28 protein-coding genes are annotated in these 25,771 nt (G+C 66.4%); 12 read left to right on the top strand and 16 right to left on the bottom strand.

Annotation, left to right across the window (positions count from 1 at the left end):
- Positions 1-56: 56 nt before the first annotated feature.
- From BM115_RS14315 to BM115_RS14300, 4 genes are all read right to left on the bottom strand, one after another.
- On the bottom strand, positions 57-437 hold the full coding sequence (locus BM115_RS14315) for a RidA family protein (protein ID WP_092294880.1): 381 nt from the start codon (positions 435-437) through the stop codon (positions 57-59).
- Positions 434-1,225 (bottom strand): enoyl-CoA hydratase/isomerase family protein, encoded by a 792-nt coding sequence (locus BM115_RS14310; protein ID WP_092294878.1) that lies wholly within the window; start codon positions 1,223-1,225, stop codon positions 434-436. The genes BM115_RS14315 and BM115_RS14310 overlap by 4 nt, the downstream gene beginning before the upstream one ends.
- A gap of 2 nt (positions 1,226-1,227) precedes the next feature.
- Positions 1,228-1,650, bottom strand: coding sequence for an acyl-CoA thioesterase (locus BM115_RS14305; RefSeq protein ID WP_092294876.1), 423 nt, complete (start codon positions 1,648-1,650; stop codon positions 1,228-1,230).
- 110 nt (positions 1,651-1,760) lie between these two features.
- Positions 1,761-2,777, bottom strand: coding sequence for a LacI family DNA-binding transcriptional regulator (locus BM115_RS14300; RefSeq protein ID WP_092294874.1), 1,017 nt, complete (start codon positions 2,775-2,777; stop codon positions 1,761-1,763).
- Between the two features lie 178 nt (positions 2,778-2,955).
- Here BM115_RS14300 and BM115_RS14295 point away from each other — a divergent pair, with 178 nt between their 5' ends.
- Genes BM115_RS14295 through BM115_RS14280 form a run of 4 tightly spaced genes read left to right on the top strand, consistent with a single transcriptional unit; the run spans position 2,956 to position 6,833 of the window.
- Positions 2,956-4,104, top strand: coding sequence for an acyl-CoA dehydrogenase family protein (locus tag BM115_RS14295; protein WP_092294872.1), 1,149 nt, complete (start codon positions 2,956-2,958; stop codon positions 4,102-4,104).
- Between the two features lie 11 nt (positions 4,105-4,115).
- Positions 4,116-5,666 carry an AMP-binding protein gene (locus BM115_RS14290; RefSeq protein ID WP_092294870.1) on the top strand — a complete coding sequence of 517 codons (1,551 nt, stop codon included), beginning with the start codon at positions 4,116-4,118 and terminating at the stop codon, positions 5,664-5,666.
- Complete coding sequence (locus BM115_RS14285) at positions 5,663-6,457, top strand: citryl-CoA lyase (protein WP_092294868.1); 795 nt, start codon at positions 5,663-5,665, stop codon at positions 6,455-6,457. The genes BM115_RS14290 and BM115_RS14285 overlap by 4 nt, the downstream gene beginning before the upstream one ends.
- 16 nt (positions 6,458-6,473) lie before the next feature.
- A complete protein-coding gene (locus BM115_RS14280) occupies positions 6,474-6,833 on the top strand; it encodes a hypothetical protein (protein ID WP_092294866.1) in 360 nt (119 codons plus the stop codon).
- 94 nt (positions 6,834-6,927) lie between these two features.
- Here the strand turns inward: BM115_RS14280 and BM115_RS14275 are convergent, their stop codons facing one another.
- The 3 genes from BM115_RS14275 to BM115_RS14265 all read right to left on the bottom strand — a co-directional run bounded on the left by BM115_RS14275 (position 6,928) and on the right by BM115_RS14265 (position 9,324).
- Positions 6,928-7,542 carry a flavin reductase family protein gene (locus tag BM115_RS14275; RefSeq protein ID WP_092294864.1) on the bottom strand — a complete coding sequence of 205 codons (615 nt, stop codon included), beginning with the start codon at positions 7,540-7,542 and terminating at the stop codon, positions 6,928-6,930.
- Between the two features lie 86 nt (positions 7,543-7,628).
- The gene (locus BM115_RS14270) at positions 7,629-8,603 is read right to left on the bottom strand and encodes a Bug family tripartite tricarboxylate transporter substrate binding protein (RefSeq protein WP_177219918.1); all 975 of its coding nucleotides are present in this window, start codon (positions 8,601-8,603) and stop codon (positions 7,629-7,631) included.
- A gap of 196 nt (positions 8,604-8,799) precedes the next feature.
- Positions 8,800-9,324, bottom strand: a complete 525-nt coding sequence (locus BM115_RS14265; protein ID WP_092294860.1) for a MarR family winged helix-turn-helix transcriptional regulator — start codon at positions 9,322-9,324, stop codon at positions 8,800-8,802.
- Between the two features lie 100 nt (positions 9,325-9,424).
- Here BM115_RS14265 and BM115_RS14260 point away from each other — a divergent pair, with 100 nt between their 5' ends.
- The 5 genes from BM115_RS14260 (at position 9,425) to BM115_RS14240 (ending at position 13,490) form a co-directional block, all read left to right on the top strand.
- Entirely contained in the window at positions 9,425-10,366 is a 942-nt protein-coding gene (locus tag BM115_RS14260; protein WP_092294858.1) for an ABC transporter substrate-binding protein, read from the top strand.
- 76 nt (positions 10,367-10,442) lie between these two features.
- On the top strand, positions 10,443-11,150 hold the full coding sequence (locus BM115_RS14255) for an ABC transporter ATP-binding protein (protein ID WP_255370821.1): 708 nt from the start codon (positions 10,443-10,445) through the stop codon (positions 11,148-11,150).
- Positions 11,147-11,905: an ABC transporter permease gene (locus BM115_RS14250; protein ID WP_092294856.1), complete on the top strand. Its 759-nt coding sequence runs from the start codon at positions 11,147-11,149 to the stop codon at positions 11,903-11,905. The genes BM115_RS14255 and BM115_RS14250 overlap by 4 nt, the downstream gene beginning before the upstream one ends.
- Before the next feature lie 13 nt (positions 11,906-11,918).
- Positions 11,919-12,674, top strand: coding sequence for an ABC transporter permease (locus BM115_RS14245; protein WP_092294854.1), 756 nt, complete (start codon positions 11,919-11,921; stop codon positions 12,672-12,674).
- Between the two features lie 30 nt (positions 12,675-12,704).
- Positions 12,705-13,490: an enoyl-CoA hydratase/isomerase family protein gene (locus BM115_RS14240; protein WP_092294852.1), complete on the top strand. Its 786-nt coding sequence runs from the start codon at positions 12,705-12,707 to the stop codon at positions 13,488-13,490.
- Positions 13,491-13,518: 28 nt separating this feature from the next.
- On the opposite strand, the gene BM115_RS14235 is transcribed toward BM115_RS14240, so the two are convergent.
- From BM115_RS14235 to BM115_RS14200, 8 genes are all read right to left on the bottom strand, one after another.
- Positions 13,519-14,790 carry a c-type cytochrome gene (locus BM115_RS14235; RefSeq protein WP_092294850.1) on the bottom strand — a complete coding sequence of 424 codons (1,272 nt, stop codon included), beginning with the start codon at positions 14,788-14,790 and terminating at the stop codon, positions 13,519-13,521.
- 11 nt (positions 14,791-14,801) lie between these two features.
- Positions 14,802-17,018: a xanthine dehydrogenase family protein molybdopterin-binding subunit gene (locus tag BM115_RS14230; RefSeq protein ID WP_092294848.1), complete on the bottom strand. Its 2,217-nt coding sequence runs from the start codon at positions 17,016-17,018 to the stop codon at positions 14,802-14,804.
- A 1-nt stretch (position 17,019) separates the two neighbouring features.
- Positions 17,020-17,475, bottom strand: a complete 456-nt coding sequence (locus tag BM115_RS14225) for a (2Fe-2S)-binding protein (RefSeq protein WP_092294846.1) — start codon at positions 17,473-17,475, stop codon at positions 17,020-17,022.
- A 36-nt stretch (positions 17,476-17,511) separates the two neighbouring features.
- Positions 17,512-17,919, bottom strand: coding sequence for a GFA family protein (locus BM115_RS14220; RefSeq protein WP_092294844.1), 408 nt, complete (start codon positions 17,917-17,919; stop codon positions 17,512-17,514).
- Positions 17,920-17,947: 28 nt separating this feature from the next.
- Positions 17,948-18,973 carry an alcohol dehydrogenase gene (locus BM115_RS14215; protein WP_092294842.1) on the bottom strand — a complete coding sequence of 342 codons (1,026 nt, stop codon included), beginning with the start codon at positions 18,971-18,973 and terminating at the stop codon, positions 17,948-17,950.
- Complete coding sequence (locus BM115_RS14210) at positions 18,973-20,358, bottom strand: NAD-dependent succinate-semialdehyde dehydrogenase (RefSeq protein WP_092294840.1); 1,386 nt, start codon at positions 20,356-20,358, stop codon at positions 18,973-18,975. The genes BM115_RS14215 and BM115_RS14210 overlap by 1 nt, the downstream gene beginning before the upstream one ends.
- Positions 20,359-20,588: 230 nt before the next feature.
- Positions 20,589-21,995, bottom strand: coding sequence for a dihydrolipoyl dehydrogenase (locus BM115_RS14205; protein WP_092294838.1), 1,407 nt, complete (start codon positions 21,993-21,995; stop codon positions 20,589-20,591).
- A 177-nt stretch (positions 21,996-22,172) separates the two neighbouring features.
- Positions 22,173-22,904: a glutathione peroxidase gene (locus BM115_RS14200; protein ID WP_092294836.1), complete on the bottom strand. Its 732-nt coding sequence runs from the start codon at positions 22,902-22,904 to the stop codon at positions 22,173-22,175.
- Between the two features lie 368 nt (positions 22,905-23,272).
- Between BM115_RS14200 and BM115_RS14195 the strand changes: the two genes are divergently transcribed.
- Both BM115_RS14195 and BM115_RS27485 read left to right on the top strand, forming a co-directional pair.
- A complete protein-coding gene (locus BM115_RS14195) occupies positions 23,273-23,746 on the top strand; it encodes a hypothetical protein (RefSeq protein ID WP_143093895.1) in 474 nt (157 codons plus the stop codon).
- A 25-nt stretch (positions 23,747-23,771) separates the two neighbouring features.
- Complete coding sequence (locus BM115_RS27485) at positions 23,772-23,894, top strand: hypothetical protein (RefSeq protein ID WP_255370820.1); 123 nt, start codon at positions 23,772-23,774, stop codon at positions 23,892-23,894.
- A 25-nt stretch (positions 23,895-23,919) separates the two neighbouring features.
- Here BM115_RS27485 and BM115_RS14190 read toward each other — a convergent pair whose 3' ends face one another.
- Positions 23,920-24,579, bottom strand: coding sequence for a response regulator transcription factor (locus tag BM115_RS14190; protein ID WP_092294832.1), 660 nt, complete (start codon positions 24,577-24,579; stop codon positions 23,920-23,922).
- A gap of 368 nt (positions 24,580-24,947) precedes the next feature.
- On the opposite strand from BM115_RS14190, the gene BM115_RS14185 reads away from it, so the two are divergent.
- Positions 24,948-25,634, top strand: a complete 687-nt coding sequence (locus BM115_RS14185; RefSeq protein ID WP_092294830.1) for a hydrolase — start codon at positions 24,948-24,950, stop codon at positions 25,632-25,634.
- Positions 25,635-25,771: the final 137 nt, after the last annotated feature.

Here is a 25,771-nt window from a genome sequence, read left to right as displayed (position 1 = left end):
TGGCCAGAAAGCTCCTAAGCGGAGCACCATTTGCTGATGGGGCGCTGCGGCGCCGTCTAGGCCACGGCTATCGCATTGACTTCCAGTTCCGCGCCATAGTGGATGGTCGGGCACGGGACCACCGTGCGCGCCGGCGCCGGGCCGTCACCGAGGATCTGGGCATAGAGTTCATTCACCCGGGGCCAGTTGGCGATATCGGCGATGAATATCTGCACGTTGACCAGGTTCTGCATCGAACTGCCCGAGGCCAGCAGGATGGCTTTCAGGTTGTCGAACACCTGCCTGACCTGGGCGTCGAGGCCGGCCGGGATTTTCAGGTCATCGCCCAACATAATCGGGAGCTGGCCCGACACGAATATCAAGCCATTCGCCTTGACCGCCTGGGAATAATGGCCGCGCGGCAACGGCGCGCTGGCATGGTTGATGTACTCGATCATGCCTGTTGCCCCCTTTGGCTGGCCTGCCAGAGGCGGTCGAAATCCGTCGCGCGTTTCTCGGTGAAGGCATCCAGCCCTTCCTGCCATTCGGCACGCGGCACGTCGGACACAGAGCGGACCACCCGGCCCCAGTCATAGCCGGCATGGGCGTGGAGGTGGCCCTTTGCCGCCGCCAGCGCGCCCGGCGGGGCGTTGGCGACGATGGATTTCGCCAGCTCGAAGGCCCGGCCCAGCGACGCGCCCTTCTCCGCCACTTCATTTACCAGCCCACGTTGCAGCGCCTCGGGCGCCGGCAATCGCTTCCCGGTGAGTACAAGTTCGAGTGCCTGCCGGGTACCGACGATGTGCTGGAGCAGCGCCAGCCCGGTATTGGGGATGACGCCCCGGGTCACCTCGGGCAGCGCGAACCACGCCCCCTCTTCCGCGATGACCAGATCGCAGGCCAGCGTCAGCTCGAAGCCGCCGCCCACGGCCGGCCCCTGCACCGCCGCCACGACGATCCGCTTCTCTTCCGCCAGCCGGCGGAACAGCAAGGCGGGGTCGGTCCGGGGGTCGGCCTGCTCCATCCAGCCATCGCGCAGGTCATCGATATTGGCGCCGGCGCAGAACGTCGGCCCATTGGCGGCAATCACCAGCGCCCGGGCGCCCTGCGCCTGGCTGGACTCGATGGCGTCGAACATGTCGCCGACCATCCGCCGGGACAGCGCATTGCGCCGCTGCACGTCATTCAGCGTGATGACGGCGATGTCATCCCGGACGTCGAGAATCAAGGTAGTGAAGGTTTTCATGGTCACGCGCAAGGTCTGAGGGTTAAGCGGTCGCGGAAGGCATCAGGGAGCGGCGTGGGCCGGGCTTGCGCGGCATCCATCAGCACGCAGATCGCCTTGGCCCGTGCGCAGAGGGTGTCGCCCATATAAAGCCCCTGCATCAGTTCGAACGAGGTATTCCGGGCCGCCACGGGCGTGGTTCTGACTTCGATTTCACCCGGGTAGAACACCTCGCTGAGGAAATCGATGGCCAGGTGCGCCACCACGACGGTCTTGCCTGCCATGCAGGGCGCCAGATCGGCCTGCTGGAAGATCGCCATCCGCGCTTCCTCGAAACAGGTGGCGATCGCCGCGTTATTGACGTGCCGGAACTGGTCCGTGTCGCCGTTGCGCAGCCTTAAACGCGTCGAAAAACTGGCGCTTTCCGCACTTTCAAACCTCGTCATCCTGTCCCTCCATACGGTTCCGGTTTGTTCGAAAACGTTTTCGTAAAAGATAGCATGCAGAGCGGCACGGCACAAGGCAAAGCTTGCGCCGGGTCGATTATCGAAGGGGATTAGCGGGGTCTGGGCGGGCCGTCAGACGAACGGAGGATCAGCTCGGGCCGCCAGACTTCCTGCAAGGTCCTGGGGTCCGCGCCGTCTAGCCGGGCGAGCAGCATTTCCACCAGGCGCTTGCCGACGCGATTGGTTTCGGCGGTGAAGGTCGTGAGGGGCGGCGTCACGAGCCGCGCCACGGGATGGTCGTCGCCGCCGATCACGCCAACGTCCTGGCCCACGACCTTGCCGGCCTCGGCAATCGCCCGCATCACGCCCACTGCCACCATGTCCTGCCCGCAGACAAAAGCCGTGGGCGGATTGGGCAGCGCCAGCAGCGCACGTGCAGCGCGCAGCCCGCCCTCCTCTGTCATGGCTTCCTCCACGCACAGTGCCGGGTCGAGCGGAATGCCGGCCGCGCGCAGCGCCTCTTCATAGCCAAGCCGCTGGCAGTAGCTGAACATCAGGTACTCGGGCGGGTGCACCAGCGCAATCCGGCGGTGACCCAACGCGATAAAGCGCCCGCAGCCATCCCGGCCCACCACGGTTGCGTCGATATCGACAAACGGAAAGTCCTGCGAGCTCTCGCTGCGGCCAAAGGCCACGAACGGGATGTCCCGTTCCAGCAGATATTCGATCCGTTCATCGTGCCGGCGCGTACGGCCGAACAGCAGCGCATCCACGCGCTGCTTCTCCACCAGCCGCTTGAAAACGTCGATTTCCGTTTCCACGGTGCGGCCGGACGCGATGATCACCTGGTAGTTGGTGCCATCCAGCGCTTCGTCGATCCCCGACAGCATGTTCAGGAAGAACGGATGCGCGAACTGCGTCTGCGGCGCCGAGATCACAAAGCCAATCGTGTCCGACGACTGGCGGCGCAGGCGCCGGCCAGCCGGGTCCGGGCTGAATCCGAGTTCCGCCGCGGCCTTCAGCACGCGTTCGCGCGTGTCACGGCTGACGTCCGCCCGGCCGTTCATCGCCTTGGAGACCGTGCTGACCGACAGCTTCAGATGGGCGGCAAATTCCTTGATGTCCACTTGGGATTCCTGAGGTGCTTTGGACAACATTATCCCTCACCGCGCCGGGCTGCGCCTATCCGGACCGAAACCGTTTTCCGCAGGACCTTGCCCCACCTGCTTGACTTCCCCTGGTTCAAACACTACTCTTTCGAAAACGTTTTCGATGGCCCGATAAAACCCCGGCGAGGAGCACACCATGCACGACACTTCCCAAGACACCGAGCTTTCCATGATCCGCGAGACCGCCAGGCGCTTTGTCCGCCAGCGTCTGGTACCGCTCGAACAGCAGATCGAGACCGACGACGACGTCGAACTGGACCTGCTGGCGCAGCTGCGCGCCGAGGTGGCGGGGCTGGGCCTATACGGCTTCAACCTGCCCGAATCCATCGGCGGCCCCGGCCTCTCCGCCGCCGCCAAGGTCGTGGTGCTGGAGGAGCTGACCTATACATCGGTGCCGCTGAGCGAAGTCTTCGGCCACCTGCCGCTGCAGCTCACGCAGGCCAACGCCGCGCAGCGCGCCGGCTTCCTGCCCGATGTCCTGTCCGGCAAGAAAACCATCACCTACGCCCTGACTGAGCCGAACGCAGGCTCCGACCTGGGCGGCCTGAAGACCCGCGCGATCAAGGTGCCGGGCGGCTGGACGCTCACCGGCAGCAAGCACTTCATTTCCCATGCCGAAACCGCGGACTACATCATCGTCCTGGCGGTGACCAACCCGGCCGCCTCGCTGAAGGACCGCTTCGGCACCTTTATCGTCCGGCAGGGCAACCCCGGCGTGGTCGGCATGACGCGCTACAAGAAGATGGGCTGGCGCGGCTACCACCTCAACGGCTTCACGCTCGAGGACTGCTTCGTCCCGGACGAGGACGTGCTCGGCGCGCCCAACGCCGGCTTCCTCGGCATGATGCAGTCGATCAACCAGGACCGCCTGCTCTCCGCCAGCCGCTCGCTCGGCCTGGCCGCGCGGGGCCAGGCCATGGCTTGCGAATACGCCAACGAGCGCAAGGCGTTCGGCAACGCCATCGGCCAGCACCAGGGCATCCAGTTCATGCTCGCCGACAACGATGTCGATATCGAAGCGGCGCGCCTGCTGATTGGCCGCGCGGCGGAACTGATCGAAGCCGGCGACCCGGCGGCGCGCATTGCCGCTTCCCGCGCCAAGCTGTTCGCCAGCGAAATGGGCTGCCGGGTGTCCGACCGTGTGCTCCAGATCTTCGGCGGCATGGGCTATATGTGCGAGCTGCCGGTCGAGCGCTTCTACCGCGACGCGCGGGCATTCCGCATTGGCGAAGGCACCTCCGAGATGCAGCGCCTGCAGATTGCTCGCGCCGCGCTGGCGCAGTGAGGGACGGATTCATGTATCAGCAAATCCTGACCGCCCATGATCCGCACCTGCCCGCCTTCTATCAGGCAGGCCAACCCGTTACCCGGGGCGAACTCCAGCAGGCGTCCCAGCGCGCTGCCAGCTTCCTGTGGGAGCGGGGCCTGCGCCGGGGCGACACGCTTGCCGTCTGGATTCCCGATGGCGCCGTCTGGCTGCAGTTGTTGTTTGGCGCGGCACAGCTGGGCGTGCTGGTGGTGCCCGTCAGCACCCGGCTGAAAACGGCCGAAGCGCTCCATGTGGTGAATACGGCACAGGCACGGATGTTGGTGGTGCCCACCCGCTTCCTGGATTTCGACTATATGGAAGCCGCCTCGGCCATCCAGCACGCCGTCGGCGCGCTGGAGCATGTGGTCAACGTGCCGGTGACCGGCGAGTTCATGTGGGACGCCTATCCCGCGCGCGCGGCAAGCCTCGGCGAGGGGCTGGACCCGTGGTGCACCTTCAGCACCTCGGGCACCACCGGCAAACCCAAGCTGGCCGTGCACACGCAGGCCGGCATCGTCACGCACGTGCTGAACGTGGCGGCGGCCACGGACATGCGGCCCGGCGACGCCACCCTCTGCGCCCTGCCCCTCTACGGCGTGATGGGCTTCGTCCTGGCGATCTCCTCGCTGGCAGCAGGCGCGGCCTGCGTGTTCCTGCCCGTGTTCAAGGCACAGGCCGCGGCCGAGGCCATGGAACGCCATGCAGTGACCCACTTCTACGGCTCCGACGCCATGCTCGACATGGTCCTCAGCGTGCCCGGCCACAGCTTCCGAAACTGGCGCCGGGGCGGCTTCGCCGAGTTCGCGGGGCTGGGCAGCCGCATCACCGACAAGGCGTGGGCCGACTGGCAGGTGCCGCTCACCGCCATCTACGGGATGTCCGAATGCTTCGCGCTGGCCGCGCTGCGCGATACCAACGCGACTGGCGACGAACGCCGGCTGGCCGGAGGCCACCCGGTTGCGCCCGTGATTTCGTTTCGCATCGTCGATCCCGCGACCGGCGAAGTCGTCCCCGAAGGCGAACAGGGCGAATTGCAGCTGCGCGGCTACAACGTGACGGCCGGCTACCTCAACAACCCGACCGCCACGGCGGACGCCTTTACCGCCGATGGCTGGCTGCGCACAGGTGACCTCGCCCGGGCGCAGGGCCGCGCGTTCCAGTACCTGTCGCGCCTCAAGGACACGCTGCGCCTGCGCGGCTACCTCGTCGATCCGGCCGAGATCGAGGAATTCCTCGTCACGCATCCGGCGGTGGCGGCAGCGCAGGTGGTGGGCGTTCACCAGGAGGGCGAAGGCGATGTCGCGGTGGCCTTCATCCGCACCCGGACAGCAGACGTGAGCGAAGCGGCGCTGCTGGAGTTCTGCAAGCGCGGCATCGCGGGGTTCAAGCTGCCCCGGCGCATCGTGGCGTTGGACAGCTTCCCGCAGGTGGACGGCCCCAATGGGGTCAAGATTCTCAAGCACGTCCTGCGCGATCTCGCGAAGGGACACCTTCAACCCGCACCGAACCCCCAAGACAACACGAGGAAGACGCCATGAAACTCAAGGAAATCAAATCTGACATCGCCTGGGCCACGCCGAAACGCGTGGTAATCCATGGCCTCGACCTGTGCGATGACATCGTCGGCAAGCTCGACTTCGGCCAGATGGCCTTCCTGCAGATCTTCGGCCGGCTGCCGGCGGACGACAACGAGTTGCGCATGTTCAACGCGATGATGGTGATCCTGGTGGAGCACGGCATCACGCCGTCCTCGCTGGCCACCCGCATGACCTACTGCGGCGCGCCCGAGGCGGTGCAGGCTGCCGTGGCCGCCGGCCTGCTGGGGCTCGGCTCGGTGTTCGTCGGCTCGCTGGACAACGCCGCGCGCCTGCTGCAGGAATCGCTCGCGGGCAGGGACGTGAGCGATGACGTCGACATGAACGCGCTGGCCACCGACATCGTGGCGGGCTATCGCAGCCGGAAGGAGATCCTCCCGGGCATCGGCCATCCCTTCCACAAGCCCATCGACCCGCGCGCCCCGGCGCTGTTCAAGGTCGCCCAGGAAACCGGCTTCGATGGCCCGTACATCAAGCTGATGGTGGCGCTGGGCGAACAGGCGACGCAGCAGGCCAACCGGCCCCTCCCCGTCAACGTCACCGGCGCGATGGCCGCGGTGGCCTCGGAGATGGGCATTTCTTGGAAGATCTGCCGGGGCCTCGCCGTGGCCGCGCGCTCGGTCGGACTGGTCGGCCACATCCTCGAGGAAATGCGCCAGCCGATGGCGGAAACGCTCTACCTGCGCATCGAGCACGAAGCCAGCGCGCATCTGCGCCCCGCTGACGAAGCCTGACGACAGGGGCACACGCATGACCCGGGCCCCAGCCGTGCATGCCGGCGATTCGCTGTCCACCAGCGAATTGCTGCATCGCATCCGCGCGTGCGTGAAGGACGTCCGGCACGGCGCCCGGGGCGCGGACGACCGGGACCATGCGGTACAGCAGCGGCTGGACAGCCTGCTGCGCAATGCCATTGCCGCCCGGTCGATCTCGGAGATGGCTGTGGCGCTGGGCAGCGCAGCGGAACTGCGCATCTTCCCGGCCGAAGCCGATCTGGAGCGCTGCACCGAGGCCGTCAGAGCTTCCGGTGCGACCGTGCTGCGCGCGCTGATCTGGACCGTGCGGCACCGCCACGCCCGGCATCTCGAACAGCTCAGGCGGCGCCGCTAGCCCAGTCCGGTCAACGGTCGGAAAACATAAGCCCCCGCCACTCCAGGAGTCGCGGGGGCTTTCTTCTACCGGAGCCGGTATCGGCCCCGGTCATTCAATAAGGTCGATACAGTTCCAGCCGCTGGCCGCTGTGCATGTAGTCCGCCCGGTAGCCAGCTCGCAGCACGGGGTTAGCGAGGAAGGTGTCGAATAGGCCGTCGCGCAGATACTCGCGGCGGATATGCACGCCGGCCACCTGGCCCAGCACCAGCCAGTGGTCGGTGCCGTCGCCGTTCAGGTCCTTGATTTCGCGCACATCCAGCAGCTTGCATTCCAGTACGGCCGGAGACGCCGCCACGTGCGGCGCGCGGATAGCGCGCCCGGGCGCCGGCGCTACGCCACAGAGGCGGAATTCATCGACTTGGGGGTCCACCGGCTCGGACGTGGCGTTCATCTTCTCGGCCAGCTCCCGGCTGACGAAGTTCCACGCGAACTCACGCGTCGCCTCGATATTGCGAACGCTGTCCTTGTAGCCCTCGCTGGAGAAGGCAATGATGTACGGGTCGGAACACATTGCCGCGCAGAAGCTGTATGGCGCGAGGTTGGGGGTGCCGGCGGCGGTCAGGCTCGAAATCCAGCCGATGATGCGCGGCGCGACAATCGCCTTGAATGGATCATGGGGCAGGCCGTGGCCGGCATCCGGGCGATAGAAATAGACGTCGTCTTCCATGGGGCAGTGGTGTGATTGAAGCAGAAATGCATTCGGCGGCGGCGGCCCCCTGACAGGGAGCCGCCGCCGCCGTCCTGGTGGGGGATTCAGTCCAACTGGGCGCCGGAGGCCTTGACCTTCTCCACCGCCAGCGCACGGTCCTTGACCAGCGCCTTGGCGTATTCCTGGGGCGAGTCCAGCACCGGGTCCAGCGCGTATTTCTCGAGATTGTCACTGCGGAATTGCGGGTTCATGACCACCTTCTTCACGTCAGCGTAGATCTTCTGGCGCAGCGCCTCCGGGGTGCCACCCGGGGCGAGCAGGCTGAACGGGAAGCTGGCGTCGAGCTTCGGATACCCCGCTTCAGCAAACGTCGGCACAGTTGGCAGGATCGAAGCCCGCTTGGCCCCGTTGATGCCCAGCGCCTTGACCTTGCCGCCCTGCGCGAACGGGCCGACCACTGACCCCGCGCCAATCGTCACCTGGATGGTGCCGCCCATCACGTCCTGCAGGGCCGGCGCGAGACCCTTGTACGGTACATGGACCATTTCCAGCCCGTTCTCCTTGGCGAACCACGCCAGCGCGAGGTGGGTGGTATTGCCAATGCCCGCCGAGCCGTAGCTCACCTGGCCGGGATGCGCCTTCACATAGGCCACGAAGCTGCGCAGGTCCGTCACCGGCAGCGACGGCGAGACGGCGATTGCCATATTGGCCATGGCCACCCGCGTGATCGGCGCCAGTTCCTTGATCGGGTCATACGGAAGCTTCTTGAACACGTACAGATTCAAGGTGGCGGCGGCATCGGTGGCCAGCAGCAGGGTGTAGCCATCGCCCGGCGACTTGGCCACCGCCGCCGCGCCAATGACCTCATTGCCGCCCGGCCGGTTGTCCACCACCACCGGCTGGCCCCAAAGCGTGGCGAGCTGCGCCGAGAGTGCGCGCGCCAGATTGTCGACCGGGCCGCCTGCGGCATAAGGCACTACCAGCCTGACCGGCTTGTGCGGCCAGTCGGCCGTCTGTGCACCGGCACTGCCCGCGCAGCACACGGTCAGGATCGAAAAGAAGAGCTTCAAGCGTTTCATGGTCATCCCCAAGGTGCTGGATCGAACCCGCAAGCCTAAACATAACCCGCTAGCCCGGTCCCGCTGTTTCGAAAACGTTTTCGGTACAGTAGGCCCAGCCTCTTAGGGAGTCAACATCGATCTAGACGTTATCAGGGAAAATACGGGGGCGTTGGATCGATAACGATTTCGAAGTGACGCACTCTTGCCGCCATGGCTAGCCCTCGTTGGCCGGCGCATCGCCGGCAGGGTCTTCCAGTTTCAGCAGGATCTTGCGCAGGCTTTTCGCCACCGAAGCGCGCTCCGTGGCGGACAGGCAATCCAGCAGCTGGTTGGCTTCCTTGAAGTGCGCGGTGAGCACCGCGTCCGCCAGTTCCAGCCCCTGCTGGGTCAGCACCACCAGCGTGCCTCGCCGGTCGTGGGGATCGGGCTCTCGCCGCACCAGACCGCGCTTTTCGACCCGGTCGATCCGCATGGTCATGGCGCCCGACGACAGCAGCAGCGCCCGCGACAGCGCGCTGGGGTTCAGCGCAAAAGGCGGCCCGGTGCGCCGCAGCGTAGCGATCATGTCGAACATGTCCCAGGTGATGCCATGCGGCGCCAGCCACCGCTCGGATGCCTTCATCGCCAGATCGCGAATCCGCAGGATGCGGCCCAGCACCAGCACGTGGTCCGTGACGAGATCAGGCCGCACGCGCGACCACTCTTCATCGAAGCTGTCTATCAAATCGTGTTTATCCATATAAGAAATTGTCTCAGTCGCATTCTAGCTTTGCGTAAAGTATCTTTATCTCAAGATACTAAATCTCGGGCTAACCCTACAAGGATACAAGGAGACTTCGATGACGACACGCTTTCGGCTGCTGGTTTTCCTGTTGACCGGGCTGGCACTGGCCCAGCCGCCCACCGCGATGGCGCAAACGCCGGCCAGGACTAAGGTGCGCGTGGCGTCCGTGGTCTCGGCAGCCTGGCTGCCGCTGTGGATTGCCAAGGACAAGGGCATGTTCACAGCCCATGGGCTGGACGTGGACATCACCACCGTGCAGAACGTCTCCACCGTGGTCGGCGCGCTCGGCCGGCAGTTCGAGGTCTCCGGATGCACGCCCATCGACATCATCAAGGCACGGCTGCGCAAGCTCGATGTCGTGGGCATCGCGGGCAATACGCAGGAGCTGACGGCGAACCAGCAGATGCAGCTGGTGACCCGCGCCGACGGCCCGATCCAGAATCTGGCCGATCTCAAGGGGCAGGTCGTGGCCACGCCCTCGCTCAACGGGGTGATCCACATTGCCACGCTCAATGCGCTGCGGCAGCGCGGCGTGGACCCCAAGGACGTCCGCTTCCAGGAAATGGCCTTCGCCAATATGGGCGACCAATTGGCCGCAGGGCGGGTGGCGGCGGCGGAGATCGTCGAACCCTACGCCTCGGTGTCAATGAAGGTAGGCGTGCGCACCCTCGGCAACCCCATGCTTGGCGTGGCCGACCCGGTGATCCTGACCTGCTGGATGGCGAATGGCCAGTGGGCCCGTGACCACCGGGCCGCCGTGACGGCCTGGCGCGCCGCGCTCAACGACGCCATCCAGTACATCCAGAAGAACGACCAGGCGTCGCGCGCGGTGCTGGCCAAGTGGACCCGCCTGCCTGATGCGGTTGCGGGCTCGGTCCGCCTGCCGGCCTACACCACCCGCCTCGGCGATGCCGAGATTGACACCTGGATCCAGACCTCATTCGCCGTCGGCGCCATCCACGAGAAAGTGAGCGCCGCCGGCGCCAGCCTCAACTAGTTCACGACCTATGAATGCATCGGTATTTTGCTGTGAGCAGGCGGAAGTCAGACTGACGTCGGCCAGTGGGGAGAAGATGATTCTCCAGGGCATCGACCTGAACATCGGCCGGGGCGAGTTCCTCTGCATGGTGGGCGGCTCCGGCACGGGCAAGACCACCCTGCTGCGCGCGCTCGGCGGGTTCTGCGCGCCGACCGGCGGCGCCGTCCTATATGAAGGCGCGGCCTTCAGCGGTCCGCCGGCGGGCGTGGTGACGGTGTTCCAAGACTATGGCAACGCGCTGCTGCCGTGGCGGACGGTGCGCGGCAACGTGGCCCTCGGCATCGAGGAACAGGTCTCAGGCGCGGCACTGGACGACCGCATCGACGCCGCGCTGGCCATGGTCGGCCTGCAGCAGGCGGCCCGGGAGTATCCCGCCAAGCTGTCCGGCGGCATGCAGCAGCGACTGCAAATCGCCCGCGCACTGGCGCTGCAGCCCAAGGTATTGCTCATGGACGAGCCATTCGGCGCGCTGGACGCCATGACCAAGGCCAAGCTCCAGGACCAGCTTCGGCACATTCAGGCCAGCACTGGCACCACCATCGTCTTCATCACGCACGATGTGGACGAGGCAGTCTATCTGGGCGACCGCGTCATCCTGCTCGCCGGCTCGCCGGGGCGGATTGCCTCGGAGCTGCGTTCTGCGCTGCCCGCCACGCGCGACCAGATTTCGACCAAGGAGATGCCCGAGTACCTCCACGCGCGTCATGAGCTGCTGGAGCGCCTGCACGGAGCGGCCCGATGACGCCCCGCCTGCGGCAAACGCGCCAATGGCTGCTCCCGGCGGCCCTCCTCGTGGCCTGGCAACTCGCGGCCACGGCCCAGGAGGGGCCCAGCATCCTGCCCTCGCCCGTGGAGATCGGCCAGACCCTGCTAGAGACGCTGGTCAGTGGCCGGCTGCCGGCCGATGCGCTGCATACCTTTGCCGCGGCCATCGCCAGCTGGGTGATCTGCCTGCTGATCGGCATCCCGCTCGGCATGGCGCTCGGCAGCGCCGAGCGGCTGCGCGTTGCCCTGTCGCTCTTTATCGAGCTATTGCGGCCCCTGCCGGCCGTGGCGCTGATTCCGCTCGCCATCCTCGTGTTCGGCTTCTCCTGGCAGACCGAGATCACCGTCACGGTGTTCGCCAGCGTGTGGCCGCTGATCCTAGCCAGCCGGTCCGGCATCGAACGGATGCATCCGCGCATCCTCGAGGTGGTCAGCACGCTTCACCTGCGTCGCTGGCATGCGCTGCGCTGCGTGATCACGCCCGCTGCGTTCCGCCAGATCCTCGTGGGCGCCAAGCTCAGCTTCAGCCTATGCCTGGTGGTCAGCGTGGTCGCCGAGATGGTTGGCAACCCGGCTGGACTGGGATGGGGGCTGGTCAGCGCCCAGGAGGCCATGCGCGCCAGCGAGACATTTGCCTATCTCTTCGCCATTGGCATTCTCGGCGTCTGCGCGAACTGCGCGCTGGACTTCGCCGTCAAGCATCTGTTTCCTGGACTGGCCCAGGGCAACTGAAAGGACTGTGCTCATGAACAAGATGTCCCGTGGGCTGCTCAGCCTTGCCACGCCCATCGCCCTGCTCGGCGTCTGGGGGGTGCTGGGCGACCCTGCCTCGCCGGTGGCGCCGCCCCCGCAGACGTGGCTGACGCAGGCGGCCGTCATGCTGGCGGCGGGTGACCTGCAACTGGCGGTCCTCGCCACGCTGAAGACCGTGCTGCTCGCCACGCTGGTTGCCGGCATCGCCGGCACGGTGATGGGCGCCACGCTGGGCGCGCGCCGTGCCATCTCCGACACGGTGGCGCCCACGCTCGAATTCCTGCGCTCGATTCCGCCGCCGACCATCGTCCCAGTGGCGATGCTGCTGATCGGCGCCGGCACCGGGCTGGATATCTCGGTAGTCGCGCTAGCTACGGTCTGGCCGGTGATGCTCAATGTCCTGCAGGCAACGCGATCGATCCATCCCACACTGATCAGTACGGGCCACACGCTCAGGCTCTCGCCGTGGAGCCGGGTGCGGAACATCTACGTGCCGTGCATCCTGCCCGGCGTGATTGCCGGACTGCGCGTGGCGGCGCCGCTGGCGATCATCGTCGCCCTGCTGGTCGAGATGCTGGCCACGCGACCGGGCATCGGCCGCCTGCTGCTCACCGCCCAGCGGGACTTCGATGCCCCCGGCGTGTTTGCCCTGCTGCTCACCGTCGGCCTGATCGGCGTGGGCGTGAACGGCGCGTTTGAGTGGCTGGAGCGATCCGCCGCCAAACGCCTGCCTAACGCCATGCGCTGAGCCCTCTCTCTTATCAACGGAATTCTTGAGATGTCCATCGACTTTCAGATCATCGACCACGCCATCGCCCACATCATCATTGACCGCCCCGAGCGCCACAACGCGCTCGACGTCGAACACGACCGGGCGCTGGCCGGCGCCTGGAAGCGCTTCAACGACGACCCGCAACTCAAAGTCGCCGTCCTCTCCGCGCGGGGCGGTCGCGCCTTCTGCACGGGGGCCGATATTGGCAACTATCTCACCTATCGGCGCGAACTCGCCGAGAGCGACGCGCCCACATCCATCATCAGCTTTGGCGGCCTGACCGGCGCCGGCGACGTGTCCAAGCCGACGATTGCAGCTATCGACGGCATCTGTGTGGCCGGCGGGCTGGAACTGGCGCTGGCCTGCGACATCCGCCTCGCCACGCCCGAATCGACTTTCGCTTTGCCGGAGGTCCGGCTGGGGATTCTTCCCGGCGGTGGTGGCACCCAGCGGCTGGCAAAGGTGGCGGGGATGGGTGTAGCCATGCGGATGATCCTGACCGGCGACACCTTCGATGCCAGCTTCGCCCTGAACCACGGGCTGGTGACCGAACTGGTGCCGAAGGCGGGACTGGAGGCAGCCGCGCTCAAGATCGCGCGCCAGATTGCCGGAAATGGTCCGCTGGCCGTCATCGCCGCGCGGCGCGCCGTGCTCGCCAGCCATGACCTCACGCTGGAGGCCGGGCTGTTCGAGGAATCGACCTTGCAGCGGCTGCTGCTGCGCAGCCGCGACGCCCGCGAGGGCGCCACGGCATTCGTCGAGCGGCGACCGGCCGCCTATATCGGAAGCTGACGCCGGCCGGTGAAGCACCGGCGCAGGGTCACTCGCGCCGGAGCTTCTCCACGGCGTCCGGGCTGACGGCCGGGGCGCTGTTGTTCCAGCTGGCGCGGATGAAGGTCAGCACCTCGGCGACGTCGCGGTCGCTCAGGATGGCGGCGTACTTCGGCATCGGATACGGCGCCGGAATGCCGCGGATCACGAGGTCCGGCGTGCCGTGCAGCGTCACGTTGATCAGCGACGACGCATCGCGCTCCAGCACGTTCGGATTGCAAGCCAGCGGCGCGAGCAGGGGCGCAACGCCGCGCCCGTCCGCGCCGTGGCACTGCATGCAGTACGTGACGTATAGCCGCGCGCCGGCGTTGCCAGCCGGGCGCTGCAAGGCCACCGTGGTCGTCCGGGCGTCGTACGCGTAAGGCGGAGCGCCGTTGCCACCCTGTGCCGGGAGCGACTTCAGGTAGGCGGCCATCGCCGCGAGATCGCCATCGGTCATCGCCTGCGTGCTGTTGTGGATGACCTCGGACATCGGCCCAAACGCCGTCGCGTGCCGGTTTGCCCCATCCTTCAGGAACCCCGCGATATCGGCTGCGCTCCAGCGCCCCAGCCCCACGTTGTGCTCACCGGTCAGGTTCGAGGCGTACCAGCCATCGAGCAGCGCGCCGGCAAGGAACGCCTTGCCGCCCTCGTCCAGCGCCTTCTCCTGGAAGCCGACGCCACGCGGCGTGTGGCAGGAGCCGCAATGCCCCAGCCCCTGCACCAGATAGGCGCCGCGGTTCCACGCGGCGCCCTGGCCGGGCCTTTCCTTATAGACGGCCTTTTCGAGGAAGACGAGGTTCCAGAGCTTGAGCGGCCAGCGCATATTCATCGGCCAGCGGATGTCGGACGCCCGGTTGGCCTGCCGCACCGCCGGCACACCATGCATGAAATACGCGTAGAGCGCGGTCAGGTCGGCATCGTTGACCTTGGCGTAGGACGGATACGGCATGGCCGGATACAGGTTGTGGCCGTCCTTCGCCACGCCTTCGCGCATGGCACGGTTGAACGCCGCCTGCGTATAGCCGCCGATGCCGGTGGCCGGATCGGGCGTGATATTGGTGGTGTAGATGCGGCCCAGCGGCGTCGTCATCGGCAGCCCGCCCGCGAAGGGCTTGCCGCCCGGCGCCGAGTGGCAGGCCACGCAGTCGCCGAGCCTGGCCAGATACTCGCCGCGCGCGACCAGCGCCTGGTCCACCGCCGTGGCGGCCTGTGCGGGCGCCGCCCCGAACGCCAGCAGCGCGGTGCCGAGCAGCGCACCCGTGGATTTCAGCTTGTTCATCGTTTCTGTGCTCACGTGCGCGCCTTCAGTTGATCGCCCACCGGCAGGGTGTGCAGCCGCCGGCCCGTGGCCGCGTGGATGGCGTTGGCCAGCGCGGGCTGGAGCGCGGACGTTCCCGGCTCGCCGATGCCGCCCGGCGCCTCGCTGCTCTTGACGATATGGACGTCGATCTCCGGTGTCTCGTTGATGCGCAGCATCCGGTAGTCGTTGAAGTTGCTCTGCTCGACGCGGCCCGCCCGGATCGTGATCTGGCTGTAGAGCGCCGCCGTCAGGCCAAAGATGATGCCGCCCTGCATCTGCGCCTCGATCGTGTCCGGGTTGACCGCCATGCCGCAGTCGACCACGCAGGTGACGCGGTTCACGCGCACCTCGCCGTTCTGCACGGTCACATCGACGACCATCGCGAAAAAGCTGTCGAACGCATGCATCACGGAGACGCCGCTGCCCCGGCCATTGCCCTGGGACACGCCCGGCTTCCATCCGGAGGCCCGCACCGCCTCGTTCAGCACATACAACGCGCGCGGGGACTTGCGCAGCAGATCCCGCCGGTACGCCACCGGGTCCACCTTGGCGGCTTGCGCCAGCATGTCGATAAAGCTCTCGACCACAAAGGCGCCGCGCGTCGGCCCGACGCCGCGCCAGAAGGCCGTTGGCACGTCCCGCGGCTCCTGGCGCACGTAGTCAACCAGCTGGTTGGGCAGGTCGTAGGGCAATTCCGCCGCCACCGCCACGGCATCGGGATCGACGCCATTCGGCATCATCGCGGCCGGCGCGTAGCGGGCCATGATCGAGGAGCCGACAATGCGGTGCTGCCAGGCCAGCGGCTTGCCGCTATCGTCCAGCCCGGCGGAAATCCGGTCGTAGTAGTACGGGCGGTACATGTCGTGCTGGATGTCTTCCTCGCGCGTCCACACCACCTTCACCGGCACGCGCAGTTGCCGGGCGATCTTCACGGCCTGCGTGACCATGTCGATTTCCAGCCGCCGGCCGAAGCCGCCGCCGAGCAGGTAGTTGTGCACGGTGATCTTGCCGGGCGGCAGTCCGGTGACCCTGGCGGCCGCATCGACCACGCGCCCGGGCACCTGCGTGCCGGTCCAGACTTCGCAGCCATCCGGGCGCACATGCACGGTGCAGTTCACCGGCTCCATGGTCGCGTGCGCGAGGAACGGCTGCTGAAAGACCGCATCGATGCGCGTGCGGGCCTTGGCGAATGCCTTGTCGACATCGCCTTCCCGGCGCGCCACGGCGCCGCTGCGGCGCGAGGCCTTGACGAGGTCGGCGACGATCGTCTCCGTCGATACCTTGGCGTCCGGCCCTTCGTTCCAGCGAATCACCAGCGCCTGCAGCCCGCGCTTTGCCGCCCAGGTGTGGGCGCCGATCACGGCCACACCGTTGTCGAAGCGGACCACCTGCTGCACCCCGGGCATCTTGCGGGCGTGCGTGTCATCGACGCTGGCCAGCGTGCCGCCGAACACCGGGCACGTGGCAATCGCCGCATAGACCATGCCCGGCAGCCGCACGTCCAGGCCGAACATGGCGGTGCCGTCGACCTTCTCCGGGGAGTCGAGCCGCTTCACCCGCGTGCCGATCAGCCGGAAATCCTTCGGCGCCTTGAGCCGGACGTCCTGCGGCGGCGGCAGCTTCGCCGCGTCGTCTACCAGCTCGCCATAGCCGATGCTGCGGCGGCTGGGCGGATGCGTTACCCGGCCCGCCTGCGCGATACAGGTCGATGGATCGACCTTCCAGCGCCGCGCGGCAGCCGTGACGAGTAGCGTCCGCGCGCTGGCGCCGGCCTTGCGCATCGGCTCCCACGCGTAGCGGATCGAGGTCGAGGCGCCGGTCAGTTGCTCGCCCAGCAGCGGGTCGTTGAACAGCTTGCCATCGGGCGGCGCATGGACGAGCGTGATGCGCTCCAGCGGCACTTCCAGCTCCTCCGCCAACAGCATGGGAATCGACGTATAGACGCCCTGCCCCATCTCCACCTTCGGCATGATCAGCGTGACCTGCCCGCTGCGCGCGATCTGGATGAACGCGTTGGGCGCGAACACGCCCGGCTGCGGCGTCTCCACGCCATCCCCGCCGATGACCGACCGGCGCCCTTCGCCCTGGCTGCGCGCCGGCACGCTGAAGCCGAACAGCAGGCCACCGCCGCCGGCAGCGCCGACCATCGCGGCGAACTTGAGGAAGCCTCGGCGCGAGACGTCCGTCTCCTGTGCATCGCCATGCATGTCAGGCTTCCTTCGCGGCCTGCCTGACGGCGGCGCGGATGCGGTTGTACGTGCCGCAGCGGCAGATATTGCCTGCCATCGCGGCATCGATATCGGCGTCGCTCGGCTTCGGATTGCTGGCGATCAGCGCCGCCGCCGACATCACCTGGCCCGACTGGCAGTAGCCGCACTGCACGACATCGAGCGCGCGCCACGCGGCCTGCACGCGCTGGCCGGCCGGCGTCGCGCTAACGCCCTCGATCGTGGTGATCTTGCGCTCGCCAACGGCCGAGACCGGCATCACGCAGGCCCGCACCGCCACGCCATCGAGGTGGACGGTGCACGCGCCGCACTGGGCGATGCCGCAGCCGAACTTGGTGCCCGTCAGGCCGACGAGGTCACGAATCGCCCACAGCAGGGGCATGTCGGGCGGCGCATCGATCGTGTGCTGCCGGCCGTTGATATCCAGTCTTACCATGTGTGCCGCTCCGGTTTAGGGGGGATGCGCCAGCGCTCAGGGGCTGAGCGCGAAGCGCTGCGTGCCGTCCACCGGCGCGAGCCAGTACGGCGCGCGATCGGTATAGATCTCAAGGCCGGGCGGCTGGATGCCGGCCAGGCTGTCCAGCGTGCCTGCCTTCACCAGCACCACGCCGGGCATCGTCGACACCCGGGTGAGGATGGGCGACCCGCAACTACCGCAGAAATGGCGATACGAGGGATGCCCGCTGTCGCCCCGGTCCTCGAACACCCTGGTCTCGCCGTGCTGCGTGAAGTTGGCCTCCTTCACGAAGAGGTTGAACGAGAACAGGCTGGCGCTCTGTTTCTGGCAGTGCCGGCAATGGCAGATGGCCGCCGTCTCCGGCTCGCCCTTCATCACGTAACGCACGGCTCCGCACAGGCAGCCGCCTTGTCTTTCCTTCATGATTGGGATTCCCTGTTGATAGGTTGGATCAGTGTGACGGGTCTGGCGTCAGCACGATCTTGAAGCGGGCCTTTCCGCTCTTCATGCGTTCGTAGGCTTCCGCCGCGCGGGACAGCGGGTACTGCTCGATCATCGGCCGCACGCCGGACAGCGCGCTGAAGGCCAGCGTCTCCTGCGATTGCGCGGCCGTGCCCGATGGCCAGCCTTCCACGGCATTGCGGCGCATGATGAACTGCGTGGCCGAGACGGCGATGGGCTCCTCGGTCCAGCCGAGCATGACCATCCTGCCGTTCATGCCCAGCCCGCCGAGCGCGCCGCTCATCGCCTTGCCGCTGTTCGCGGTCGCCAGGATCACGCGCGCGCCACCGAGCGCCTGCAGCGCTTCGGCAACATCCTGCGTGGCGGCGTCGATGTAGTGATGCGCGCCGAGGTCGCGCACCAGCGTCGCCTTGTCCTGCCCCAGCGCGATGGCTACGGTGACGAAGCCCATCTGCCGCGCGAACTGCACGCCGATATGGCCGAGGCCGCCCACGCCCAGGATGGCCACCACGTCCCCGGCGCGCGCACCGCTGTGGCGCAGCGCGTTGAAGGTAGTCAGGCCCGCGCAGAGCAGCGGCGCGGCATCGACGTCCGCAAGCGCGTCCGGCATGCGGGCGAGCGCCTCCTGCGGCGCCACCATGTACTCCGCATATCCACCGTCGTAGCTGATGCCAGGCACGCGCAGGTTGTCACAGCGCACGAAGTCGCCATGCCGGCAGTTGTCACAGTGCCCGCAGTGGCCACCGTGCCAGCCCACGCCCACCCGCTGCCCGGGCTGCCAGCCTTGCACGCCAGCGCCGATCTCGTCGATCACGCCCGCAATCTCATGGCCCGGCACACGCGGATACTGGATCCCCGGCCACGAGCCATCCAGCGTATGCGAGTCGCTGTGACAGATGCCACAGGCCTGCACCTTGATCCGCACATGCCCCGCGGGCGGCTCCGGGATCTCGCGATCCACCAGCTCCAGCGGGCCGCCTGCCTGCGCCACCTGCACCGCGCGCATGGTTCGCATCATTGGCTCCCGGCGGCGTCGGCGATGCGGATCAGCTTGCGGTTGAGGAACTCGCCAATGCCCTGTTCGGACAGTTCACGGCCAAAGCCCGAGTTCTTGACGCCACCGAACGGCAGGCCCGGGGAGTCGACGAAGCACGAGTTGATGTAGACCATGCCCGACTCGATGCGGGACGCCACCTGCTTCGCATGCTCGATATCGGCGTCGAAGACAAAGGCGCCCAGGCCGTACTTGGAGTCGTTGGCCAGGGCGATAGCCGCTTCCTCGCTATCCACCACATAGAAGGACAGCACGGGGCCGAAGGCTTCCTGTTGATACAGCGGATTGTCTTCGGCGATGTCAGTGATGATGGTCGGCTCGAGGTAGAAGCCGGGGCGGTCCACCCGCTTGCCACCGTAGACGATCGTCGCGCCGGCAGCCTTGGCGTCCTCGATCTGCTTGAGCAGCCCTTCCAGCGCGCGTTCGCTGACGAGGGGGCCGAGCAACGTGGTCTCGTCCGTGGGGTCGCCCACCTTGATGGCGGCAAACCGCTCCTTCAGCGCCGCCAGCATCTGGGCGCCCCGAGTCTTGCCCACCACGATCACGCGCTTGATATTGACGCAGCCCTGCCCCGAGTTGAACGTGCGGCCCATCACGCACTGTTCCACCGCGTGATCGAGCGGCGCGCCCTCCAGGATCAGCGCCGGATCGCTGCCGCCCAGCTCCAGGATCACCTTCTTGAGATTGCGTCCGGCCCGCTCGCCCACGGACGTGCCCGCCCGCTCGCTGCCGGTAAGCGCCACGCCGCGCACGCGGAAATCGTCGATCAGGCTGGCGATCTGGTCGATGCTGCAAAACAGGTTCGTGTACACGCCCTCCGGCGCGCCGGCTTCCTCGAACAGCCGCGCGAAGGCGAGCGCGCACTGCGGCACGTTCTCGGCATGCTTCATCAACACCACGTTGCCGGCGATCAATTGCGGCGCGGCCACGCGCACCAGCTGGTAGTAAGGGAAATTCCAGGGCTCAATCGCCAGGATCACGCCGATGGGCTCGGCCACCACCGTGGCGCCGGGCTCGCCGGGCAATGCCTGCGCCGCGAGCAGCCGTTCGCCATGCTCGGCGTAGTAATCCAGGATGTCCGCGACAAGATCGATCTCCATATAGCCAAAGCGGACCACTTTGCCCATTTCCAGGGTCGGATACTTCGCGTATTCATCGCGCTTCTCGCGCAGGATCTGGGCCGCCCGGCCCACGATGCGGGCCCGCTCGGCCACGGAACGGAACTTCCAGTCCTCGCGATAGCGCTTTTCCGCGGTGTCCAGCGCCGCGAAGACTTGCGCATCGGTTTGCAGCGGAAATTCCTTCACGAATTCGCCCGTGGCCGGATTGACTGTACGAAAGCTCATGGTCTGACTCCTGTTGAGAGTTTCGAAAATGAATCGAAAACGATTTCGATAAAAATAGTACCACAGCCGATAAATTTCAACCTGCTACCACATTGTCTGATGGACAACGTCCCGAAAACGGTTTCACACCCTGCCCAGGACCCAATTCCGGAACGAAAAAAAGGGCCGACAGCGTCACCGCTGCCGGCCCTCCCAACCAGACTCTGGTCAGTCCTGCTGCTACTTATTCATCACTTTTTTGTCGCATCTGCCAGCTTGGCTTCCGCGTCGCGCAGCGCGGTGCGCAGGCCCTCTTCCACCACCGGGTGGTAGAACGGCATGGCCAGCATCTGGGCGATGGTCAGGCCCTGCTGGTACGACCACGCCAGCAGGTGGGCGATGTTCTCGGCACGCGGGCCCATCCACTCAGCACCAAGGAAGCGGCCCGTGGCAATGTCCGCATAGACGTGCATCAGGCCCTTGTTCTTCAGCATCACGCGGCTGCGGCCCTGATCCTCGAAGCTGACCTCGCCGGTGACGAAGCTGCCCGGCTCCAGGCTGGCGAAAGTGTTGCCGACGATGGCCAGTTGCGGATCGGAGAACACCACGGCCAGCATGGCGCGGCGGGCCAGCGGGCGCACGTCGGGCCAGCGCGCGGCGTTGTCGCCGGCGACCTTGCCTTCGTCGGCGGCCTCGTGCAACAGCGGCAGCACGTTGTTGGCGTCGCCGGCAATAAACACCGGCGCGGTACCGCACTGGAGCGTAAGCGGGTCGAAGACCGGCACGCCGCGCGCATCGAGCGCCAGCCCGGCATTCTCTATCGCCAGGTTGTCGACGTTGGGGCGGCGGCCCGTGGCTGCCAGCACGTAGGCAAAGCGCTCGGTCACGGGCTGGCCATCGGCATCCTCGAACGTGATCACCGCTTCGTCACCCTCGCGGCGCATGTCGGTCACGTGGGCGTCGGGCTGCAGCGAGAATTCCTGGTTGAACGCCTGCGCGGCATAGGCGCGGATGGCCGGATCGGTGAACGGGCCGACTGAGCCGCCCATGCCAAACACGCGCACCCGCACGCCCAGCCGGGACAGCGCCTGGCCCAGTTCGAGCCCGATCACGCCGGGGCCGAACACCGCCACGCTGGCGGGCAGGTCGTCCCAGGCGAACACATCGTCATTGATGATCAGCCGGTCGCCAAACACCTGGAACGACGGCGGCACGGCCGGACGCGAACCCGTGGCAATCACCACGCGGCTGGCGCGCACCGTGGTGTGGTCGTCGATCTCCAGCACCGTGTTGTCGATGAAGCGTGCGTGGCCGATCAGGCGGTCCGCCGCCGGGATGTTCTCGGTCCCGCGCACCACAAAGCCAACGAAGCGGTCACGTTCGCTACGGACGCGGGCCATGACCTCGCGGCCATCGACGCGCACCGAGCCATCCACATGCACGCCGAATGCGCTGGTGTGGCGCGCCTCGTGGGCGGCCTCGGCGGCGGCGATCAGCAGTTTCGACGGCATGCATCCCACGCGGGCACAGGTGGTGCCGTAGGCGCCGCCTTCGATGATCACGGCGCGTTTGCCAGCCGCGATGGCGGCCCGGTAGGCCGCGAGGCCAGCGGTGCCTGCGCCAATCACGGCTACGTCGGTCTGGATGGTCGTCTTCATGATGCGATTCCTGGTAATGAGCGGTTTGCTGCTTTTTTTCTCAATCAGCGGACGGCATGACACCGGCGCCAGGCTGGGCGCCCGATGTCATCGGATCCGACGACTGTCGTGCTTCGGGAAATGTCCCCCCCGGACACCGGCGGGAAGCCGGGCCAGGGGAGGCGTGGGGGGATGCGCTTAGCGCGTCAGGTACTGCTCGAGCGCTTCGGCGCCGCCGATCAGCTTGCCGTTGATGAACACCTGCGGGGCGGTCATGTTGCCGGACACCGCGCCCAGCACCTTGCCGCGCACCTTGTTTTCCAGCGGCACGTCGATGTACTCGAAACCGTTGTCCGACAGCAGCTGCTTGGCCTTGGCACAGAACGAGCAGCCGACCTTCGAGAACACCACGACCTGGTCCGGGCCCTTCGCGTTCGGGGCGATGTGGTTCAGCATCGTGTCGGCGTCCGAGACCTTGAACGGGTCGCCCGGCTCTTCCGGCTCGATGAACATCTTGGTCACGACGCCGTCCTTGACCAGCATCGAATAGCGCCAGCTGCGCTTGCCAAAGCCCAGGTCGGCCTTGTCCACCAGCATGCCCATGCCGTCGGTGAACTCACCGTTGCCGTCGGGGATCATGGTGATGTTCTGCGACTCCTGGTCCTTGGACCACTCGTTCATCACGAAGGTATCGTTCACGGACACGCACAGGATGTCGTCCACGCCATGCTTGGCGAACACCGACGCCAGTTCGTTGTAGCGCGGCAGGTGGGTCGACGAGCAGGTCGGCGTGAAGGCGCCGGGCAGCGAGAAGACCACGACGGTCTTGCCGTCGAACAGTTCGGCCGTGGTCACGTTCTTCCATTCATTGTTCTCACGTACACGGAAGGTGACTTGGGGAACGCGTTGGCCTTCGCGGGATTGCAGCATTGGTAAGACTCCTCTGGGTTGGATTGGCGCCACGTGTCGTAGCGATGGGATGGATTCTGACGATCGCCATGTGATTTGTACAATTCATCGTTCCTACCTCGGCGATTGATACAATCTATTATCAATCGGCGTTTTCCGATTGCTTTTCTCTATCGCACGGAATTTCCAAGGCTGCCCGGTTGACGTGAAATGTTGTAAAGAAGCGGGCCGCCGGGCTGCACGGCAGTTAGCATCCGGGCTTGTAAAGGCGGGTATGCCGCTTTTTGTGATGCATTTTTTGTTGCCCGATGTACGACTTCATTTGCCCCGCACTGGTTACACGCGTATTTCCCACGCTACCGCCGCAAGGCGGACGTGGCGACATTCACGTGACGGAAACGATGCGCGTGGATGATGGCCTGGAGGTCGTCGGCATCGGCTTCGCCGACTTGCGCTATGTGATGTTCTTTGCCGATGTCCCCGAGGACTTGGCGGATGAGCCGGCAGGTCAGGCGGCCCGCTTCGTCACGGTGGTGCGCGTGGAGGCCGACCACGGCACGATGTTCCTGCCGGACTTCTGGCGCCTGCCCTGCCCGCACATGGTCTGGCAGTTCTCGGAGGCCCTGCTGCAGGCGATGCGCCACCATGTGGACGCCCACCCGTCGGTGCAGCAGTACGTCTGCGTGGCGCAGACCCGAAAGATGGATTTTTTGTGCGAACGCGTGATCCGGCAATTCACGCGCACGCCAGGCAGCGCGCAATTCCGCTGCGTGACGCGGCCGGACGCTGACAGGACAATCAGCAGCACAATCGGGAAGGAAGGACGCTATGGCTTTGCACGTCACGAATCATGTTCGGCCTGAGGCGCTCGCGCAGCAGAAACGCCTGATGTCCGGCATCCTGGCCCGGGTGGCCCAGGCCACGGCGGCGCCCACGTTCGCGCTGTCGCCGCGCCCGCTGTTCCAAGCGACCTTGCGCCTGCCGCCGCCCGCCACGCAAGGGCCGGGCTAGCCGCGTCCCCTTCCGAGAATATCTTTCAGAGGCGCTGCTTGCAGATGCCGAGCTGCTGCGCCATCAGGACGAGATCGGCGAACGTACGCGCACGCATCTTGCGCATGGCCTGCCCGCGATGAATCTTGACCGTGACCTCGCTGATACCGATCTGGCTCGCGATCTGCTTGTTGAGCAGGCCGGACACGGCCAGCGTCATGACCTCGGTCTCGCGCGGCGTCAGCGCCTCGTAGCTGGCGCGCAGCGTCGCCGCCTGCCGCAGTTCCAGGCGGCGTGCACGATCCTTGTCGAGCGCGGCAGACACCGCGTCGAGCAAATCCTGGTCGCGAATCGGCTTGGCCATGAAGTCCTCGGCGCCAGCCTTCATCGCCGCCACGGTCATCGCAATGTCGCCGTAGCCGGTCATGAAGATGATGGGGATGTTGACGCCCATCTGGGCCAGCCGGGTCTGGAGGTCGAGCCCGCTCGGCCCGCGCAGCCGCACATCGAGCACGAGGCAGCACGGCACGTCGGGAATGGTGAACTCGAGCAGTTCGGCGGCCGAGGCGAACAGCGCCACCTCCATGCCCACCGAGCGGAACAGGTTGCCCAGGCCCGCGCGCAGCATCGCGTCGTCGTCGACAACCAGCACCAGCGCATTGTCGCGCGTGCTGTCGTCAGCGGGCTCCAGGCTATTCGATGTCACGTTTTCTCTCCCTGTCCGCGGGGGTGGTCCCGGGTATCTGCTGCGAATTATATCGAGGACAGCGAGATGCCCCGCCGGCCACCACGGACGCAGCGCCCCGCATTTCAACATAGTCAGCGCGGACATGCCATTCATACCATCGGGTTAGTTGGCCAAACGCGGCGCAGGCGCCACCATGTCATCCGCAAACACGACTGGCCGCGCGTGGCGGGTTTCCTGCCGCCCGGTGTCGACCGCCGCTTAGCCGATCGCACGAGAAACTAATACGATCGAACAGTAGCTGTCAGCGGGACAGGCGCTTAGTCTTCCGCCGGGCTGTTACCACCAGCATGCCCCAATCCCTTGCCAATGTTTCCTGGAGCAATACCATGTCCAATCCGAAGCTCGAAGTCCTGACCCCGCAAAACAGCCAGCTCATCATCATCGACCACCAGCCGCAGATGGCCTTCGGCGTCCAGTCGATGGACCGCCAGGCGCTGAAGAACAACGTCGTGGGTCTGGCCAAGGCGGCCAAGATCTTCAACGTGCCGACCACCATCACGACGGTGGAAAGCGAGTCGTTCTCGGGCTTCACGTACCCGGAGATCCTGGACGTGTTCCCGAACCAGAAGACGCTCGAGCGCACCTCGATGAACTCGTGGGACGACCAGAAGGTGCGTGACGCCCTGGCCGCCAACGGCCGCAAGAAGGTGGTCGTGGCCGGTCTCTGGACCGAAGTCTGCAACACCACCTTCGCGCTGTGCGCGATGCTGGAAGGCGACTACGAGATCTACATGGTCGCCGATGCCTCGGGCGGCACCTCGAAGGAAGCCCACGACTACGCCATGCAGCGCATGGTGCAGGCCGGCGTGGTGCCGGTGACCTGGCAGCAGGTGCTGCTGGAGTGGCAGCGCGACTGGGCCCACCGCGACTCCTATGACGCCGTGATGAAGCTCGTCAAGGAGCACTCGGGCGCCTACGGCATGGGCGTGGACTACGCCTACACGATGGTCCACAAGGCCGCCCAGCGCACCGCCACGCCGCACGAGTCCGTGGCGCCGGTCGCCGCACGCTGATGTCCGCCGCCCCGCTGCCGCCTGCGGGAGCGGGGCGCTCCTCCGTCGCATCCTTCACATTCCTCGCCAGAACCGTCATGCAACCCCAAGAACAAATCGAAGCGCTCAATCCCTCGCGTCGCAAGCTGCTGGTCTCG

The sequence above is a fragment of the Cupriavidus sp. OV096 genome, assembly GCF_900115455.1.
Lineage (GTDB): Bacteria > Pseudomonadota > Gammaproteobacteria > Burkholderiales > Burkholderiaceae > Cupriavidus.
This window is presented reverse-complemented; position numbering and strand designations above follow the sequence as displayed.

Excerpts from the sequence above, each read along its gene's own strand:
- BM115_RS14315 (WP_092294880.1), bottom strand. The coding sequence starts at position 437 with ATGATCGAGTACATCAACCATGCCAGCGCGCCGTTGCCGCGCGGCCAT.
- BM115_RS14310 (WP_092294878.1), bottom strand. The coding sequence starts at position 1,225 with ATGAAAACCTTCACTACCTTGATTCTCGACGTCCGGGATGACATCGCC.
- BM115_RS14305 (WP_092294876.1), bottom strand. The coding sequence starts at position 1,650 with ATGACGAGGTTTGAAAGTGCGGAAAGCGCCAGTTTTTCGACGCGTTTA.
- BM115_RS14295 (WP_092294872.1), top strand. The coding sequence starts at position 2,956 with ATGCACGACACTTCCCAAGACACCGAGCTTTCCATGATCCGCGAGACC.
- BM115_RS14290 (WP_092294870.1), top strand. The coding sequence starts at position 4,116 with ATGTATCAGCAAATCCTGACCGCCCATGATCCGCACCTGCCCGCCTTC.
- BM115_RS14285 (WP_092294868.1), top strand. The coding sequence starts at position 5,663 with ATGAAACTCAAGGAAATCAAATCTGACATCGCCTGGGCCACGCCGAAA.
- BM115_RS14280 (WP_092294866.1), top strand. The coding sequence starts at position 6,474 with ATGACCCGGGCCCCAGCCGTGCATGCCGGCGATTCGCTGTCCACCAGC.
- BM115_RS14275 (WP_092294864.1), bottom strand. The coding sequence starts at position 7,542 with ATGGAAGACGACGTCTATTTCTATCGCCCGGATGCCGGCCACGGCCTG.
- BM115_RS14270 (WP_177219918.1), bottom strand. The coding sequence starts at position 8,603 with ATGAAACGCTTGAAGCTCTTCTTTTCGATCCTGACCGTGTGCTGCGCG.
- BM115_RS14265 (WP_092294860.1), bottom strand. The coding sequence starts at position 9,324 with ATGGATAAACACGATTTGATAGACAGCTTCGATGAAGAGTGGTCGCGC.
- BM115_RS14260 (WP_092294858.1), top strand. The coding sequence starts at position 9,425 with ATGACGACACGCTTTCGGCTGCTGGTTTTCCTGTTGACCGGGCTGGCA.
- BM115_RS14255 (WP_255370821.1), top strand. The coding sequence starts at position 10,443 with ATGATTCTCCAGGGCATCGACCTGAACATCGGCCGGGGCGAGTTCCTC.
- BM115_RS14250 (WP_092294856.1), top strand. The coding sequence starts at position 11,147 with ATGACGCCCCGCCTGCGGCAAACGCGCCAATGGCTGCTCCCGGCGGCC.
- BM115_RS14245 (WP_092294854.1), top strand. The coding sequence starts at position 11,919 with ATGAACAAGATGTCCCGTGGGCTGCTCAGCCTTGCCACGCCCATCGCC.
- BM115_RS14240 (WP_092294852.1), top strand. The coding sequence starts at position 12,705 with ATGTCCATCGACTTTCAGATCATCGACCACGCCATCGCCCACATCATC.
- BM115_RS14235 (WP_092294850.1), bottom strand. The coding sequence starts at position 14,790 with ATGAACAAGCTGAAATCCACGGGTGCGCTGCTCGGCACCGCGCTGCTG.
- BM115_RS14230 (WP_092294848.1), bottom strand. The coding sequence starts at position 17,018 with ATGCATGGCGATGCACAGGAGACGGACGTCTCGCGCCGAGGCTTCCTC.
- BM115_RS14225 (WP_092294846.1), bottom strand. The coding sequence starts at position 17,475 with ATGGTAAGACTGGATATCAACGGCCGGCAGCACACGATCGATGCGCCG.
- BM115_RS14220 (WP_092294844.1), bottom strand. The coding sequence starts at position 17,919 with ATGAAGGAAAGACAAGGCGGCTGCCTGTGCGGAGCCGTGCGTTACGTG.
- BM115_RS14215 (WP_092294842.1), bottom strand. The coding sequence starts at position 18,973 with ATGCGAACCATGCGCGCGGTGCAGGTGGCGCAGGCAGGCGGCCCGCTG.
- BM115_RS14210 (WP_092294840.1), bottom strand. The coding sequence starts at position 20,358 with ATGAGCTTTCGTACAGTCAATCCGGCCACGGGCGAATTCGTGAAGGAA.
- BM115_RS14205 (WP_092294838.1), bottom strand. The coding sequence starts at position 21,995 with ATGAAGACGACCATCCAGACCGACGTAGCCGTGATTGGCGCAGGCACC.
- BM115_RS14200 (WP_092294836.1), bottom strand. The coding sequence starts at position 22,904 with ATGCTGCAATCCCGCGAAGGCCAACGCGTTCCCCAAGTCACCTTCCGT.
- BM115_RS27485 (WP_255370820.1), top strand. The coding sequence starts at position 23,772 with ATGTCCGGCATCCTGGCCCGGGTGGCCCAGGCCACGGCGGCGCCCACG.
- BM115_RS14185 (WP_092294830.1), top strand. The coding sequence starts at position 24,948 with ATGTCCAATCCGAAGCTCGAAGTCCTGACCCCGCAAAACAGCCAGCTC.